Consider the following 16,099-nt stretch of genomic DNA (forward strand, 5'->3'; position numbering starts at 1 on the left):
AGTCTGCCATAACCGATTTGAGTAATGAATTAATGACCCTGGAACATCTGCCTGAGGAACGCATTGTTGACATTGATTTGTCGCAAGAAATGCAAGATTCTTTTCTCGAGTACTCCTACTCGGTCATCTATGCGCGAGCACTTCCTGACGCCCGTGATGGCCTGAAGCCGGTTCACCGACGAATCATCTTTCAGATGGGCGAGATGGGTCTCAGGCCAGATCGCGGTCACGTTAAATCTGCTCGCGTTGTCGGCGAGGTTATGGGCAAACTCCACCCGCACGGTGACAGCGCAATCTACGACGCCCTGGTGCGTATGGCGCAACCATTTTCGCTTCGCGTTCCGATGATTGATGGGCACGGAAACTTTGGAAGCCTAGATGACGGGCCCGCTGCTGCCAGATATACAGAAGCCAGGTTGTCTACCGCATCACTACTTATGAACGAAGGCCTCGACGAGGACGTTGTTGACTTCAAACCCAACTACGATGCACAACTCACCGAACCCGACGTGTTGCCTGCCGCTTTCCCAAACCTCTTGGTCAACGGTGCCTCGGGCATCGCTGTTGGTATGGCAACTAACATGCCGCCCCACAATTTGCGCGAGGTTATTGCTGGCGCGCGGTTCTTGCTTGAAACTCCGCAGGCAACCACTGAAGACCTGATGCAGTATGTTCCTGGCCCTGATCTTCCGAATGGTGGAATCATCATGGGTCTCGAAGGCGTAAAAGATGCCTACGAGACTGGACGTGGCGTTTTCAAAACCCGTGCCCGAGTTTCGATTGAGAGTGTTTCCCCTCGAAAAATGGGCATCGTGGTCACCGAGCTGCCTTATCTAGTCGGCCCGGAAAAGGTAATCGAGAAGATCAAGGATGGCGTTAACGCCAAGAAACTGCAGGGCATTGCAGATGTGACTGATCTAACCGACAGAACTAATGGCCTAAAGCTCGTTATCGAGTTGAAAACCGGATTTGACCCCCAAGTTGTTCTCGATCTTCTCTACCGATTCACCCCGATGGAAGACTCCTTCGGTATCAACAACGTTGCTTTGGTTGACGGCAGGCCACAAACCTTGGGGCTGCGGGACATGTTGGGCGTTTATTTAGCGCACCGCATAACCGTAACCAGACGCAGAACCAAGAATCGCCTAGGTAAGAGACAAGCCCGTCTGCACCTGCTCGAAGGCCTCCTTGTTGCAATTGACTCCATCGATGAGGTCATTGCGATTATTAGGAACAGCGACGAAGTTGATGAAGCCCGGCAGGCACTTCGCAGCCGATTTGCTCTGTCGGAAATCCAAGCTGAGTACATTCTCGAACTACGCCTTCGTCGCTTGACTAAGTTTTCCAAGATTGAACTCGAAACCGAGCGGGCGAATCTGTTAGAAGAAATTGCTCGTCTGGAATCGATTCTGGCTTCAGACCAGAACCTCCGAGCTGTGGTTTCTGCAGAGTTAGCTGAGATCGCCGATAAGTACGGTGATGAGCGTCGAACTACTTTGATCAGCGATGTAACCGAAGTCAAGCCAATTTCACTGGCTAAAGCTGCGTCCGTGAGCGCCGAGTTGGCCGACGCGCCTTGCACGATTGTGGTCAGTTCCTCCGGTCGTGTTGCTCGCGTCGAAGGACACGAGGTTTTGCTACCGAGCGGTAAGCGCCAGAGCCACGATGCCATCCGAACCCTGATTAGTACATCAACGCGCTCTGACATCGGATTCCTAACCAGTGATGGTCTGGTACATCGAATTCACGTTGGTGACGTACCTAACATTTCAGACGCAAGTTTGATGGGAAGTGCAGTTCAAGCTGATAACTTCCTTGGCCTAACCAAGGGCGTTCGATTCGTATCAGTGTTTGGTCTTGAAGATGGCGTCTCCATCGCGCTAGGCACCAAGCAGGGAGTGGTAAAGCGCGTTCTCTCGCATTACCCCGCCAAGGACGAGTTTGAAATGATCTCTCTAAAACCAGGCGATGAAGTTATCGGTGCCGCGGTGTGTTCGGACGGCGCAACCCTTGTTTTTGTGGCCAGCGATGCCCAACTGCTGCATTTCAGTGCTTCCGTGGTTAGGCCTCAAGGGCGTCCGGCCGGCGGAATGGCCGGTATCAACCTTTCGCCAGATGCCACTGTGATTAATTTTGAGGTTATCGACGACGTTGAAAATGCTTCAGTAATTACTGCTGCGAATAGCTCTCTGGCCATACCGGGCACTGATGCTGGAAGCATAAAAATGTCTTCGTTTAGCGAGTTCCCTGGAAAGGGTCGAGCCACCGGTGGCGTGCGGGCGCAGCGATTCATCCGTGGTGAGGATCAGCTTTACTTCGCTGCGGTGGTCTCGGGCGAACCAAAGGCGCTAACTCCTGACGGAAAACCTCTTGCACTGAATTTGGATCTTGCCAAGCGTGACGCTTCGGGAAGCCCGCTTCCGGCAGTTGTTGGTTCCCTGGGAATCTAGAGCAAAGGCTCTAATCTAGGCGTCGATTCTTTCTCGTTCGAAGCCATCGGCTGAGTCGATGATGAAATCACGTCTAGGGGCAACATCGTTACCCATGAGGAGCTCAAACATGGCCTCCGCCGCGGCAGCGTCTTCAACGCGAACACGCCTCAAGGTGCGTCTAGAGCGATCCATCGTGGTTTCGGCCAGCTGGTCCGCATCCATCTCGCCAAGTCCCTTGTAGCGCTGGATAGGCTCCTTGTACTTTTTTCCAGCCTTGGCTAATTTACTGAGCAGTTCCTCAAGTTCAGCTTGTGAATAGGTGTAAATAACCTCGTTGGCCTTTGAACCTGCGTTGATTACCTCCACTCGGTGCAGCGGCGGAACGGCAGCAAACACGCGCCCAACCTCAACCAGAGGCCTCATGTAGCGGAAAAACAATGTGAGTAGCAGGGTTCGAATGTGAGCACCATCCACATCGGCATCGCTCATTAGGATTACCTTGCCGTAACGTGCCACATCTAAGTCAAAGCTTCGCCCAGAGCCTGCCCCGAGCACTTGGATGATCGACGCGCATTCGGTGTTAGACAACATGTCAGAAACCGAGGCCTTCTGGACGTTGAGAATTTTTCCTCGAATTGGAAGTAGAGCTTGGAACTCGCTGTCACGAGCTAGCTTTGCGGTTCCGAGAGCTGAGTCACCCTCAACAATAAATAGTTCTGAACCGGCAGTCTCTTGAGTCCTGCAATCCACCAACTTGGTTGGAAGGGAACTACTCTCCAGTGCGTTCTTCCTCCGCTGCGTCTCCTTGTGTGTGCGAGCTGAAATACGGGACTTCATCTCGGCAACTACCTTTTCGAGCAAAAGGGCCGCTTGCGACTTGTCGTCACGCTTAGGGCTGTTGAATTTTTCAAGCAAAGCCTTAGAGACAACATTCGCAACAATGTTCTTGACGGCAGGGGTGCCCAGAATCTCCTTGGTTTGACCCTCAAACTGAGGTTCAGCAAGGCGGACCGTGACCACTGCAGTTAGACCGGCAAGTGCGTCTTCCTTTTCAACTTTGTCGTTGCCAGCCTTCAATTTTCTTGCGTTGGCTTCAACCTGAGAACGCAGAACTTTAAGCACAGACTGTTCAAAACCGGCGATGTGCGTGCCGCCCTTAGGCGTCGCGATTATGTTGACGAAGCTCTTTACCTCGGTGTCGTACCCCGTCCCCCATCGGACGGCTATGTCTACGTCACACTTTCTGGAGACTTCGCGAGAAACCATGTTTCCAGACTCATCAAGCACCGGCACAGTTTCGTTGAAATCTCCCGAACCAGATAGCTTCCAGGTCGCGGTTAGAGCTGCGTCCTTGGCTAAATACTCAACGAATTCGGCAATTCCACCGTCGTACTTGAAATCGTGCTTTGCAATCTCCTGCCCTCGGCGGTCCTCAATGCCAATGGCAAGCCCTGGCACCAAAAAGGCGGTTTGCCGGGCACGACTGAAAAGTTCTTCGGACGCAAACACTGCGTCCTTGATAAAGATCTGGGGGTCCGCCCAGTAGCGCACGCGCGTACCAGAGACACCCTTTGCTACTTTGCCAACCTCGCGCAAAACCGAAGCATCCTCAAATGGCTTGAATGGGTTTGACGGTGAAATACCGGTGGCGTCATCAAATACTCCCGGCTCACCGCGACGGAAGGACATTGCGTAAGTCTTGCCGTCTCGATCAACCTGTACATCGAGACGCTGGGACAAGGCATTAACTACCGAGGCGCCAACACCATGAAGTCCACCCGACGCGGCATAGCTACCAGATCCGAACTTTCCGCCTGCGTGGAGCTTGGTAAAGACCACTTCAACACCCGAGAGCCCGGTTTTAGGCTCAATGTCGACAGGTATACCTCTAGCACGGTCAGAAACCTCTACAGAGGTGTCGGCGTGAAGAACAATGTCAATTTGGTTACCATGCCCAGCCAGTGCCTCATCTACAGAGTTGTCGATAATCTCCCAAAGGCAGTGCATGAGGCCGCGGCTATCGGTCGAACCGATATACATTCCAGGACGCTTGCGAACGGCATCCAAACCTTCTAGAACCGATAGGTGGCGGGCTGAATAGTCTGAATTAGGCACTAGTCGATGTTAACTCTTGCCAGACTCAGACTCGGGCACAGACACGAACCACAATGGACTTCGCAGTTAGCGAACTTAGGCCATCGATGCGCCAGTTTGGGGCAGGTTTGTGGTCCAATTGAGAGAGGAAAGGTGCATTATGCAAACTGAAGCAACGACTGAAACTGGCGAGACCACCGAGAGCTACCAACTAACTGCGTTGGACCGCTGCGATGAGTGCGGCGCACAGGCTTATATTCGCGTCGAATTAGCCTCGGGTGACCTTTTGTTTTGCTCGCACCACGGAAACGAAAAGAAGCCAGCACTTGAGCCTGTGGCTGTTGCTTGGCACGACGAGAGCAAAAAACTACTCGCTCGCTAGTTCGGATTCCAGCTTCCATATTTCTGAGACGTAGCCATCGATTGCGGTGGCTACGTTTCTATTTAAGCGGCCTGGCAGAGCAGAACCACGTCGCTCGAAAATCATTTCGAGAATCAGTGAAAGCAACTTCGGATTCTTAGCCAAGACCGGGCCATGAAGCTTTGTGCCAATAACGTTTCCCTGGCGAGAGATAACGGGCAGATCGTTGTCACTATTCACGTAGCCGAGAACCTCAAAACCATCGAACGGTTCGACCCAAAACTTGGACACTCGTTCGGTAGCAACAAACCTGGTCTGAATGTGCCCAAGAAGCTGTCCATGTGTGTCGCTGCCCAGGTGCAGAACCTCGAAACCGGAGTTAACGGCTAGAGTAGGCACCCCTGACTTCAATACCTCAACCAACTCGGCACCACGGTGGGATCCAATCAGATTGATCTCACTCCAGGCGGCCTTGGATCCATGGCCGACCAACAAGAAGTCCAAATCCTTGGGAATTGCATCGGTCAACGTCACAGAAACAACTTCGCAGGAAACACCTCTCCAAGCCAATTCCTTGGCCAGTACCAGGCTGTTGGCAGCATCACCATTCAGGTCTAGGTGGCCAGGATACAAAACACCGATTCGAATCATCGAGATACTGCCTCCGGGTCGGTAAAACCAAGCATTCGTCGAGTTCGACGCATGGCGTCGGCAGAGAAAATTACTGTACGGCGAGAGTGTGTCGGTGCGGGAAGTGCAAAGAAGGTATCCAGGGCAACCTGCAAATCATCAGTCACGAATCCCACAGGGATCTCCGAATACGCTAATCGAAGAGCCATTTCGTATGCGTTGTAACCAGAGACCACATCGGCATGTGACAGTACATCCATGTTCACGGTCCATAGCCAAGACGGGTCATGGACATCTCGGCCGATCATCACCATGATTCGCTCTGGGTTGGTGGTTAGGTTATCAAGGTTGAGTTGGAAACTCATCGGGTTCTGAACCAGGATGAACTCAACTTCTTCACCGTTGACCACCGCGATCTCACCACGCGCAAAGACCGGCGGCATAGTGTTGATGGTATTTGAGGCCAATTCAAGGTCGAAATCTGCTCCGAGGTATGCCTCTGCGCTCTGTAAGGCTGCAATTGCATCAAGGGCAAAGTGCAAGCCACGATTCGGTAGCTCGACCTCAGTGACCGCCCCACTCAAAATTACACTCGCACGAAGACTGTCAACGCGCATAACCTCGGCGCTTGGAATTGGTCTTGGTATTTCTGCTTCATAAGTAGGTGCTGTACCCAGCCCGTGTTTTGCCTCCGCCAAGAGTGAGCCTGTGATACCAAACCATTTAGTGCCTGGATGCTGAACATCTCGGTTAATGATGAGAGTGTTTTGGTCGTCAGCGTTGAGTAGGACTGTGTCATTTGCACGTCGCGCAACTTGGGCCAACTTGTCGCGAACCACGGCTGGGTCGACAAATCGATCGAGTTGATCCTCGAGGACATTAAGAATCGTTACCTGTTTCGGTCGAATTAGGCGAGTGATCTCCTCGGCATGACCCTCATCCATTTCGAGAATCGCAACGTCACCCTTTATGCGACCAAAGATATCTGATTGCTCGATGATCGACGAAAAAAACCCTTGCGCGATGTTGGCTGTGGACGGATTCGTAAACACAGTCTTGCCATGAGCACGAGCGATTCCCACGAGCATCTTTGTAGTCGTGGATTTACCCGCAGACCCCGTGACCACAATGAGTCCATCCGAGAACTTCGAAAGAGTTGCTGCCAAAAGGCCCGGCGCAACCTTACTCACGACCAGACCGGGAAGAGCCGAACCGCCGCCTGGACGAACCAGTCGCACAAGGACACGAACAAACCGCCCTAGGAGAATGGCCGGCAAAAAACGCATGCTTAGTTTTCTAGGTAGTCGCGAAGCATCTGTGAGCGCGATGGGTGGCGCAACTTAGACATTGTCTTCGACTCGATCTGACGAATGCGCTCACGGGTAACCCCGAATTCCTCACCGATCTGATCAAGAGTCTTTTGAACGCCGTCACCAAGACCGAAGCGACTTCTAATCACGCCTGCTTCACGCGGGTGTAGTGAATCAAGAATTCGCTCAAGCTCACGCTGAAGCATTGTGAAACCAACCGCATCTGCTGGCACAACCGCTTCGGTGTCCTCGATAAGGTCACCGAACTCGCTGTCGCCGTCTTCACCCAATGGAGTCGAGAGCGAAATTGGCTCGCGCCCATACTTCTGAACCTCAACGACTTTCTCAGGAGTCATGTCAAGTTCTCTCGCTAGCTCTTCAGGAGTCGGTTCGCGACCGAGGTCCTGAAGCAACTGACGCTGGACTCGAGCAAGCTTGTTGATTACCTCAACCATGTGAACTGGAATTCGGATGGTTCGCGCCTGGTCGGCCATCGCTCGTGTGATCGCTTGGCGAATCCACCAGGTTGCATAGGTCGAAAACTTGTAGCCCTTGGTGTAGTCAAACTTTTCTACCGCACGGATAAGGCCGAGGTTACCCTCTTGGATTAGATCTAGGAACTGCATACCGCGGCCGGTGTAGCGCTTAGCAAGGCTAACCACCAAACGCAGGTTTGCCTCTAGAAGATGGCTCTTAGCTCGCTGACCGTCCTTGACAACCCACTTGAGGTCGCGCTCTTCTTCTCGCGTTAGACCGGTTGCCAAAGCTAATTTCTCTTCGGCAAAAAGGCCAGCTTCGATTCGCTTAGCAAGCTCAACTTCAAGCTCTGCGTTAAGTAGGGCTACCTTTCCAATCTGCTTTAGGTAGTCCTTAACCGGGTCAGCTGTCGCACCGGTGATGGTTGTGGTCTGAACCGGAATGTCATCTTCTTCACGATTCGAAAGAACCAAAGCGCCCTCAGGAACAACGATTTTTTCGGTTTCTTCGTGCTCGTCATCGTGGTGTTCATCATCAACCGCTGCGATGTCGACTGCTGAAGCTGCCTCAGCTACGATCTCTTCGACTGACTCAAGGTCATCGATCTCTTCTTCTTCGGCATCATCGCCGAGACCCTTAGGGGCCTTTGCTGCTTTTGGAGCCTTGGCCTTCGTTGCGGCCTTTGCCTTCGGTGCGGCTTTCTTTGCCTTTGGCTCAGATTCGACAACGGCGTCAAGATCATTAACCTCAACGACTGCTTCAACCTTTGCTTTTGCTGTCGTTTTACCTGCTGCCTTAGGCTTCGCAGGGGCCTTCACGGCAGCCGGCGCCTCGGTAGCTGCCGACACGGCCTTCTTTGGCTTGACTGCAGCAGCTGGCTTTGCTGCCTCGGTTGAAGCCTTTGGTTGGGCCTTGGTCTTAACTGGAGTGCTAATGGTCTCAGGTTCCTTACTGATTGTTGCTGTGTCCCCCGACGACTTTTCATTTGGGTGTAAAAAGCTAGCTAGAAACCCCCGTTTTTTGCCCGGCACAGAATCATTAGATTGCTTAGCCACTTCTACCTCTCGACATCCCCCGCCTCACGAGCGGGATCGCACGCACCGTTTCGGGCATTACTAAGACCCATGTCAAATCCGCAAATGCGACAGACTGGGTCTAAGTGACAATTATGACACGAATCCAGACAAATCCACTAATTTGGACTGCGTTTCAAGTTCGTCGAAGTCTAGAACACCTCTTAGACCCCGGTTATTCCTGCCCTTAGGAGTCGTTGAAGGCTTTTTCTTTCAACTAGATACATCGTTAGACCAATGGCAACGACTACAAATTGAACACTCATAGCCCACCTGAATCCCAAAGCTGTGTAGAGACCTACGTCGAGACCAGCAGAATTTTGAGACTGTTGAACGGCATCCAAAATAAGACCCGCGACAAACATGGCCATGAATGTGGCCAGAAACCCACCGATGTTCACCAGCCCGTTAGTTGCTCCAAGCGAGGACTTTTTGACAAATGTCCGGGTGTAGTCGAAGGCAATCATAGAAAAGGGTGCGCTAGACGAAAGCACGACAACTAGAAGAGCCAGCGTAAGCGACGAAACTCTTTCCGGACCAAAAATGGTGAGCGACCAAGCGAGGACGATGGCTAGCGAAACCACCACAACTGCCCTATCGCGAATCGCAGGGTATTTGGAACACACGGTGCTCACTAATGGGCCAACCATGAAACCCATAATGACGAACGACCCAATGATGAGTGAGGCCAATTCTTTCGATAGTCCCTGACCATTTACTAAAAATGGGTATCCCCAAAGCAAGATAAAAACTGATGTTGCCGACTGGAGTGTGAAGTGCGTCCAAAATGCCATTCGAACCCCCGGATGGCGGCTATTTACAAGGAGCGTACTGAATACACTCTTCAGTGACTTGACCTTGTGGTGATGAACATCGGGCTCACGATCATCCCTTACAACCACCAGGCTCACAACCACCAGCAACAGGGTCACGATACTGAGCGTTGAAAACGCAATCGACCAACCTTGTAGATGGAGTAGAGCCGCAAACGGGATCGCTGATACTGCCTGCCCCAACTGCCCAATGTTGGTAAGCAGCTGCTGGCGACGTGAGGCCTTGGCTCCCGAGTACCAACCATTAATGAGCCGGATCATGGAGATGAAAATGAACGCATCCCCCATGCCTAAGAGCATTCGACCTACCACTGCAGGTGAGATTTCGACACTGACTGCCACCAAAATCTGACCAACGCTCATTAGTACTGAACCAAGAACCAACAGGATGCGTGCCCCGTAGCGATCAAGGAGTAGGCCAACTGGAACCTGCATGGCGGCGTATACCGCCAACTGGGCAACAGCCAGGGTTGACAATTGGGCAGCTGAAACCGCAAACCTTTCGGAAGCCTCAAGCGTTGCCACACCAAGGCTGCTTCGATTAGTCACTGCGAGGAGGTAGGCAAAGGCCCCGGCAGCCATAACCCAGGAACCTCGCGAATTTCTCACTCTGCCATCATGACAGCACTTGAAGTCCTACGCTGACTAGATGAGCAAAAAACTGGCAATCGTCACCGGAGGCACTGCGGGAATCGGCTTAGAAACTGCAATTGCTTTGGCAAAAGCAGGCTTTGACCTTGTCATAACCGGCCGCTCAAAATTCAAGGCCGATTTGGCATTGGAGAGGCTATCCGTAGCTGCGAGCAACGCCAAGGTTGAGTGGGTTGAGCTGGACCTATCTGACCTGGAGTCGGTGCGCTTCTTCAGCCGCTGGCTAGGTATCAGAAAATGGGACCTGCTGGTGAATAACGCTGGAGCAAAGGTTGAACGCCCTTTCAAAACCACGAAGCAGGGATTCGAATGGCACATCGGTGTAAACCACATAGCCCACCTCTTTTTGTCGCAGGTCTTGGTAAATCGCGGAAGAGACGGCGCACGGATTGTATTTGTTTCCTCCATCGTTGCGCGAAGGAGCGCAGGAACGGTTCTGAATGACTACGAGTCGCAGTCCCCCGGTGTTGCCTATCGCGACTCCAAACTCGCGAATCTGGTCACCGCTATCAATCTGGGAAAAGTCTTAGCTGAAAACAACTTAGACATCACAGTGACCATGGCTCACCCGGGTTTTACAAGGGCGTCAGCCTACGGCACAAAGTTGATCAGAGCGGCGGAGATTGTATTGGCCCAACCGGCTTCTAAGGGAGCCAAGCCGGTCATATCAGCGTGCTTCTCCGAAGCCGATGTCTACTGGGGACCAAAGTATTTCCAACTTTGGGGTCCTCCGACTCAGGTGAATCTACCTGAGTCAGTAGTTTCTGCTCTCGACAAGGGTGATATTTGGTCCGACTCTCTCGGAGAGATTCGAAGGTATCTAGCCGCTGAATTAAGACCTGATTAGGTCAATCCTCGTCGGCTGAGTTTTTTCGACGATTTGCCAGGTAGCTCTCAAGTTCTTCGGCGATTTCTTCTGCAGATGGAATGCGCGATTCTGGCTTGACCATCGGTGCTCTAATTGGGCCACTTGATTCAGAGCCGTAACCCGCCTCAAGAGCCGAAATCATCTTGGCCAGATCCTCATTCTTCTCTACCTGTTCGTTGATCTTCCCAAGGACTACATCGCCTAACTCTCGCAAGCTGTCAGTGGGGAAAACTAGACCGGTGGCAGCGGATACTTGCTCGAATGCCTTGACGGCAGCCTGAGGATAATCGGTGTCTGAAAGGTAATGAGGAACAAGCATCACGAGCCCAGCAATAGGTAAGTCAATCGCCGAGAGTTTGAACTCGATCAAATGCAGAACGTTGCCTGGAACCTGGGTTTGAGGCTTCCACTCTGAAACTGAGGCAATGATTTCGGCTCGATTACCTGAGACAGTTACGCCGACAGGTTTGGTGTGTGGAACTGGAAAAGGAATAGCGTTCACCCACGTGAAATCCTTCACCGCAAGATCTTCCACTATTTCCTGAACCGCAAAGGTGAAGTTCTCCCAGCGGAAATCGGGCTCATAGCCATGCAGGTAGAGGAACGGCTGATTTGCTTCGTCATGAACAAGATACAGACCCAGGGTTGCCGGCTCGTAGTCGGCGATGTGATCGCGCTCGAAGTACATAACTGGTCTTCTTGAGCGGTAGTCAAGTAAATCGTCGTTACTAAATCGCAGCACGAGTTCGTGAGAAAGCGAAGAAAAAATGTGATCAGACATCTGGGTTAGAACATGCCCAGCATCAGTGAAGCCACTGAATCCAGCCAACAGACTGAGCCCCGGAGGTATGCTCGCAGGATCTACGGCGTAGGTGTAAAGGTCTTGTTCCTGAGTCATGACGACAATCCTAACTTTCGGCCGATTAACATGGTCATTATGAATAACTTCAAGGTCCAAGTCACCGCCAAAATTCCTACGGCCAAACAGGGTTCGGTGATTGTATGTGGTGTCTCTAAGACTCCTAAAGAGCTGGCCTTGATTTCAGCAGATTTGAACTTGGACGTACTTACCGGGCAAAAGCTTGAACTTTTGGGAGTGAAGGCAAACCTCGAATCGCTCACACTTATACCCGGCCCTTTGGGTTCAGTAATTGGGTTGGTCGGCCTAGATGCTGACCTGGCACCAGAAGACAAACTTCGCCAGCTTGGAGGCGTAATTGCTCGCGGCTGCAAGGGATTTTCGGAAGTAGTAGTTGCACTCCCAGACCTGGATGCGAACGCTGTATTGAATCTCATTGAGGGTTTTTCCCTCGGGTTGTACGAGTACAACTCTTATAAGTCGGATGCGTCTAAGACTGTGGTTAAGAAGCTCACTGTTGTGTCATCAGCCAAGGTAACTGCAGCGGCACTTACTGAAATTGAATTGACCTGCCAAGCCGTCCATGTTGCGCGCGACCTGGTTAACCAGCCGGCCAATGACTTGTACCCAGCATCGTTTGAGGCACATGCCAAAAAATCCGTTAAAGGGCTACCTCTATCCATCGAAACCTGGGATGAGAAGGCCTTGGCTAAGGCTGGCTTTGGAGGAATCGTTGCCGTTGGTGCTGGATCCTCCAGGCCTCCACGCCTCCTAAAAATTACTTACGCACCTAGGGGTGCCAAAAAGCACCTTGCTCTGGTTGGAAAAGGAATCACCTTCGACACTGGCGGCTTGAGTCTGAAACCTGCTGAGTCAATGGTTGGAATGAAGTACGACATGACCGGAGCAGCCACCGTATTGCAGTCGATAATTGCGGTGGCGCAGTTGGGCGTAAAGACCAGAGTGACGGGCTGGATATGCTTAGCCGAAAACATGCCATCGGGTACAGCAACCAGACCAAACGACGTTATAAAGGCTCGTAATGGAAAGACCATTGAGGTTCTCAACACAGATGCAGAAGGACGGCTAGTCCTGGCTGATGGCCTCTCGGCCGCCAGCGAGGAGCATCCTGACCTAATCGTTGACATCGCTACCCTTACCGGAGCAGCCACCATTGCGCTCGGAAATCGTACGGCCGGTTTGATGGGCGATGAGGAAGCTGTTGACCTAGTAAAAGGTGCAGCGTCAGAGACGGCCGAACCCGTTTGGCACATGCCCCTGCCACAGGAACTACGCCCGCTACTGAATTCTGACATCGCTGACATAGCGAATGTGAAGATCGGCAACCGTGCTGGCGGAATGCTTATCGGCGGGCTATTTCTTCGTGAGTTTGTTGGCTTCGAGAAAAGGAATCCGTCCAAACGAATTTCTTGGGCACACCTCGACATTGCCGGACCATCAGACAACTCATCTGGCCCCTACGGCTTCACACCAAAGGGTGCCACCGGAACAATGGTCCGAACCATGGTCGTTTTGATAAAGCGACTGGCCTCAAAGGTTTAGTCGCGAAACATAGTAAAGTTTGAGGGTATTCGCGAGATGGAGATATAAGTGGCCGACCACAACTTTGACGTTGTAATCCTTGGTGGAGGAAGTGGTGGCTATGCAGCCGCCCTACGATCAGCACAATTGGGTAAAACCGTTGCTCTGGTAGAGAAAGACAAACTAGGCGGAACTTGCCTTCACCGTGGTTGTATCCCAACCAAAGCACTGCTTCACTCTGCGGAAATTGCCGACAATGTTAAAGAAGCAGCTCACTTCGGTGTTCAGGCTACCTTCGGCTCAATTGACATGCCAGCCGTCAACAACTACCGAAACTCAATTGTTGACCGCCTCTTCAAAGGTCTAACCGGCTTGGTCGGATCAAAGAACATCACCGTTGTCTCAGGAGAAGGCCGCCTAGTAGGCCCTAAGACTATTCAGGTCAACGGCGATAACTACACCGGCGAGAACATTGTTCTCGCGTCAGGCTCATACAGTCGAACACTTCCAGGCCTAGAAATCGGCGGCCGTGTAATCACTTCAGAGCACGCGCTCCAGTTGAACTTTGTCCCAAACAAGGTCGTCGTTCTCGGCGGCGGCGTCATCGGTGTTGAATTCGCTTCTATCTGGAAGTCTTTCGGAGCCGAAGTCACAATCATTGAGGGCCTACCTTCACTGGTACCTAATGAAGACGCATCAGTTAGCAAGGCCTTGGAGCGCGCATTCCGCAAGCGCGGCATTGACTTTAAGACTGGTGTTCGATTCTCTGGCGTTGACCAGAACGAGCACGGCGTGATCGTTCGCTTGGAGTCTGGCGAAGCGATTGAGGCAGAACTACTGCTTGTTGCTGTCGGGCGTGGCCCAAACACTGCTGGTCTCGGCTATGAAGAGCAGGGCGTGCACATGGACAGAGGATATGTCCTCACCAACGAGCGCCTTCAGACCAACCTTCCAGGCGTTTACGCAGCAGGCGACATTGTTCCGGGCCTTCAGCTGGCTCACCGAGGATTCCAGCAGGGTATTTTCATCGCAGAAGAGATTGCTGGGCTCAAGCCAGCAGTCATCGATGAAAACGGAATTCCAAAGGTCACCTACTGTGAGCCTGAGATTGCCTCTGTCGGTTTGAGTGAGGCAAAGGCGGCCGAAACTTACGGTGCCGAAAACATCTCTACTTACGAGTACAACCTCGGTGGCAACGGCAAGAGCCAGATTCTTGGCACCGCCGGCTTCATCAAGCTAGTTCGTCGCAACAACGGTCCGATTATCGGCGTTCACATGATTGGATCACGTGTCGGCGAGCAGATCGGCGAAGCACAACTTATTGTGAACTGGGAGGCTTATCCTGAGGATGTCGCAACCCTGGTACACGCCCACCCAACCATGAATGAAGCAATCGGAGAGGCTCACCTAGCCATCGCCGGCAAGCCACTTCACGCCCACGCATAAAGAATATTTCCCACAAGGAGCAGCATTAAATGAGTGAATCAGTAGTACTTCCAGCGCTGGGTGAAAGCGTGACCGAGGGAACTGTTACCCGTTGGCTAAAGAAGGTCGGTGACAGCGTTGCCGTAGACGAACCTCTAGTAGAGGTTTCCACCGACAAGGTTGATACCGAGATTCCTTCGCCAGTCGCCGGTGTTATTGAGCAGATTTTGGTTCAAGAAGACGAAACCGTTCAGGTTGGCGCGGTCCTAGTAGTAATTGGAGACGGTTCAGGTTCTGCCGCTGCTCCAGTTGCAGACTCGCCAGCGGCAGCTCCGGTTGCAGCTGAGCCAGTTGTGGCCCCTGTTGTTGCAGCGCCTGTTGCTCCACCGGTTGCAGCAGTTGTTGCTGCTCCAGTTGCACCAGTTGTTCCTCCAGTTGTTGCAGCTCCTGTGGTTGCTCCAGTGGCACCAGTTGCTCCGGCTCCAGCTGTGACCACTCCATCAGTTACTTCAGATGCTGGCTACGTGACACCACTGGTGCGCAAGCTGGCTAATGAGACCGGCATTGACTTGACCCAAATCGCTGGCACTGGCGTTGGTGGTCGTATCCGTAAGGATGACGTTCTCGCCGCTCAGTCAGCGCCTACACAGGCTGTTCAAGCTGCTCCGTCTGCGCCAATTCACACCCCTGCCGAGGCGTCACCGCTTCGTGGAACCACTGCTCCGATGTCTCGCCTACGCAAGGTACTTGCCGAACGAGCAGTTGCGTCTATGGTCTCTACGGCACAGCTGACCACGGTTGTTGAGGTGGATGTCACCAAGATCGCTTTGCTCCGACAGCGTGTACAGGCCGACTTCGTTGCCAAATCTGGTGGCAAATTGAACTTCATGCCATTCTTTGCTCTTGCCGCGGCCGAGGCCCTTCGCGTTCACCCGAAGCTAAACGCAACAATCGATGGCGACAACATTGTTTACCACGGTACCGAGAACATCTCATTTGCGGTTGACACTGAAAAGGGACTGCTCACCCCGGTTATCCGTGATGCAGCAAGCCTGAACATCATGCAGACCGCCCAGCAGATCGCCGATCTAGCCGGCCGTACACGTGCCAACCAGCTGAAGCCTGATGAACTCGGCGGCGGAACATTCACACTGACCAACACCGGTTCACGAGGAGCACTCTTCGACACTCCAGTTGTTTTCCTTCCTCAGGTCGCGATTCTCGGAACCGGCGTCGTCACCAAGCGCCCTGTAGTTGTAACCGATTCAAACGGTCAGGACGCCATCGCAATTCGCAGCATGGTTTACCTGGCGTTGTCTTATGACCACCGCTTGGTCGATGGCGCTGACGCCAGCCGTTTCTTGGTTGATGTCAAGACACGCCTAGAAGAAGCAAACTTTGAGAGCTTGCTAGGCCTGTAGCGGTCAGTTTGGTTCTCAGGATTGCCCGGTAGATCTGCTACCGGGCAATCTTTTTTAACTGCCAGGTAGAGCCACTCTTTACTAGCGTTGCCTTCAAAATTCTGGGGCCCTCCGCACAGTCAA

Annotated in this window: 12 protein-coding genes; 6 read left to right on the forward strand and 6 right to left on the reverse strand. The window is 52.5% G+C overall.

The window, feature by feature from the left end; translation table 11 throughout:
• Positions 1-32 precede the first annotated feature (32 nt).
• The gene (locus FFA38_RS03425; RefSeq protein ID WP_138315534.1) at positions 33-2,450 is read left to right on the forward strand and encodes a DNA gyrase/topoisomerase IV subunit A; all 2,418 of its coding nucleotides are present in this window, start codon (positions 33-35) and stop codon (positions 2,448-2,450) included.
• A 15-nt stretch (positions 2,451-2,465) separates the two neighbouring features.
• Here the strand turns inward: FFA38_RS03425 and FFA38_RS03430 are convergent, their stop codons facing one another.
• A complete protein-coding gene (locus FFA38_RS03430) occupies positions 2,466-4,547 on the reverse strand; it encodes a DNA gyrase/topoisomerase IV subunit B (RefSeq protein ID WP_138315535.1) in 2,082 nt (693 codons plus the stop codon).
• Between the two features lie 139 nt (positions 4,548-4,686).
• Here FFA38_RS03430 and FFA38_RS03435 point away from each other — a divergent pair, with 139 nt between their 5' ends.
• A complete protein-coding gene (locus FFA38_RS03435; RefSeq protein WP_138275407.1) occupies positions 4,687-4,908 on the forward strand; it encodes a DUF7455 domain-containing protein in 222 nt (73 codons plus the stop codon).
• Here FFA38_RS03435 and FFA38_RS03440 read toward each other — a convergent pair.
• The 4 genes from FFA38_RS03440 to FFA38_RS03455 all read right to left on the reverse strand — a co-directional run bounded on the left by FFA38_RS03440 (position 4,894) and on the right by FFA38_RS03455 (position 9,792).
• Positions 4,894-5,538: a hypothetical protein gene (locus tag FFA38_RS03440; protein WP_138315536.1), complete on the reverse strand. Its 645-nt coding sequence runs from the start codon at positions 5,536-5,538 to the stop codon at positions 4,894-4,896. The genes FFA38_RS03435 and FFA38_RS03440 overlap by 15 nt on opposite strands.
• On the reverse strand, positions 5,535-6,803 hold the full coding sequence (locus tag FFA38_RS03445) for a MurT ligase domain-containing protein (RefSeq protein ID WP_138315537.1): 1,269 nt from the start codon (positions 6,801-6,803) through the stop codon (positions 5,535-5,537). The genes FFA38_RS03440 and FFA38_RS03445 overlap by 4 nt, the downstream gene beginning before the upstream one ends.
• A 2-nt stretch (positions 6,804-6,805) precedes the next feature.
• A complete protein-coding gene (locus tag FFA38_RS03450; protein ID WP_253786103.1) occupies positions 6,806-8,359 on the reverse strand; it encodes an RNA polymerase sigma factor in 1,554 nt (517 codons plus the stop codon).
• 182 nt (positions 8,360-8,541) lie between these two features.
• Positions 8,542-9,792, reverse strand: a complete 1,251-nt coding sequence (locus FFA38_RS03455) for an MFS transporter (RefSeq protein ID WP_138315538.1) — start codon at positions 9,790-9,792, stop codon at positions 8,542-8,544.
• A 67-nt stretch (positions 9,793-9,859) separates the two neighbouring features.
• On the opposite strand from FFA38_RS03455, the gene FFA38_RS03460 reads away from it, so the two are divergent.
• Complete coding sequence (locus FFA38_RS03460) at positions 9,860-10,708, forward strand: SDR family NAD(P)-dependent oxidoreductase (RefSeq protein WP_138315539.1); 849 nt, start codon at positions 9,860-9,862, stop codon at positions 10,706-10,708.
• Position 10,709: 1 nt separating this feature from the next.
• On the opposite strand, the gene FFA38_RS03465 is transcribed toward FFA38_RS03460, so the two are convergent.
• Positions 10,710-11,627 carry a proteasome assembly chaperone family protein gene (locus FFA38_RS03465; protein WP_138315540.1) on the reverse strand — a complete coding sequence of 306 codons (918 nt, stop codon included), beginning with the start codon at positions 11,625-11,627 and terminating at the stop codon, positions 10,710-10,712.
• 39 nt (positions 11,628-11,666) lie between these two features.
• Between FFA38_RS03465 and FFA38_RS03470 the strand changes: the two genes are divergently transcribed.
• Genes FFA38_RS03470 through sucB form a run of 3 tightly spaced genes read left to right on the forward strand, consistent with a single transcriptional unit; the run spans position 11,667 to position 15,976 of the window.
• Positions 11,667-13,151, forward strand: coding sequence for a leucyl aminopeptidase (locus FFA38_RS03470; RefSeq protein WP_172955994.1), 1,485 nt, complete (start codon positions 11,667-11,669; stop codon positions 13,149-13,151).
• A gap of 48 nt (positions 13,152-13,199) precedes the next feature.
• On the forward strand, positions 13,200-14,576 hold the full coding sequence (gene lpdA / locus FFA38_RS03475) for a dihydrolipoyl dehydrogenase (RefSeq protein ID WP_138315542.1): 1,377 nt from the start codon (positions 13,200-13,202) through the stop codon (positions 14,574-14,576).
• 29 nt (positions 14,577-14,605) lie between these two features.
• Positions 14,606-15,976, forward strand: coding sequence for a 2-oxoglutarate dehydrogenase, E2 component, dihydrolipoamide succinyltransferase (gene sucB, locus FFA38_RS03480; RefSeq protein WP_138315543.1), 1,371 nt, complete (start codon positions 14,606-14,608; stop codon positions 15,974-15,976).
• Positions 15,977-16,099: the final 123 nt, after the last annotated feature.

It is taken from the genome of Rhodoluna limnophila (assembly GCF_005845365.1).
In the GTDB taxonomy this organism is placed as follows: domain Bacteria; phylum Actinomycetota; class Actinomycetes; order Actinomycetales; family Microbacteriaceae; genus Rhodoluna; species Rhodoluna limnophila.

Coding starts and splice junctions, on each gene's coding strand:
- FFA38_RS03445 (WP_138315537.1), bottom strand. CDS start 6,803: ATGCGTTTTTTGCCGGCCATTCTCCTAGGGCGGTTTGTTCGTGTCCTT.
- sucB (WP_138315543.1), top strand. CDS start 14,606: ATGAGTGAATCAGTAGTACTTCCAGCGCTGGGTGAAAGCGTGACCGAG.
- FFA38_RS03465 (WP_138315540.1), bottom strand. CDS start 11,627: ATGACTCAGGAACAAGACCTTTACACCTACGCCGTAGATCCTGCGAGC.
- FFA38_RS03470 (WP_172955994.1), top strand. CDS start 11,667: ATGAATAACTTCAAGGTCCAAGTCACCGCCAAAATTCCTACGGCCAAA.
- FFA38_RS03435 (WP_138275407.1), top strand. CDS start 4,687: ATGCAAACTGAAGCAACGACTGAAACTGGCGAGACCACCGAGAGCTAC.
- FFA38_RS03440 (WP_138315536.1), bottom strand. CDS start 5,538: ATGATTCGAATCGGTGTTTTGTATCCTGGCCACCTAGACCTGAATGGT.
- FFA38_RS03460 (WP_138315539.1), top strand. CDS start 9,860: ATGAGCAAAAAACTGGCAATCGTCACCGGAGGCACTGCGGGAATCGGC.
- FFA38_RS03455 (WP_138315538.1), bottom strand. CDS start 9,792: ATGGCTGCCGGGGCCTTTGCCTACCTCCTCGCAGTGACTAATCGAAGC.
- FFA38_RS03425 (WP_138315534.1), top strand. CDS start 33: ATGACCCTGGAACATCTGCCTGAGGAACGCATTGTTGACATTGATTTG.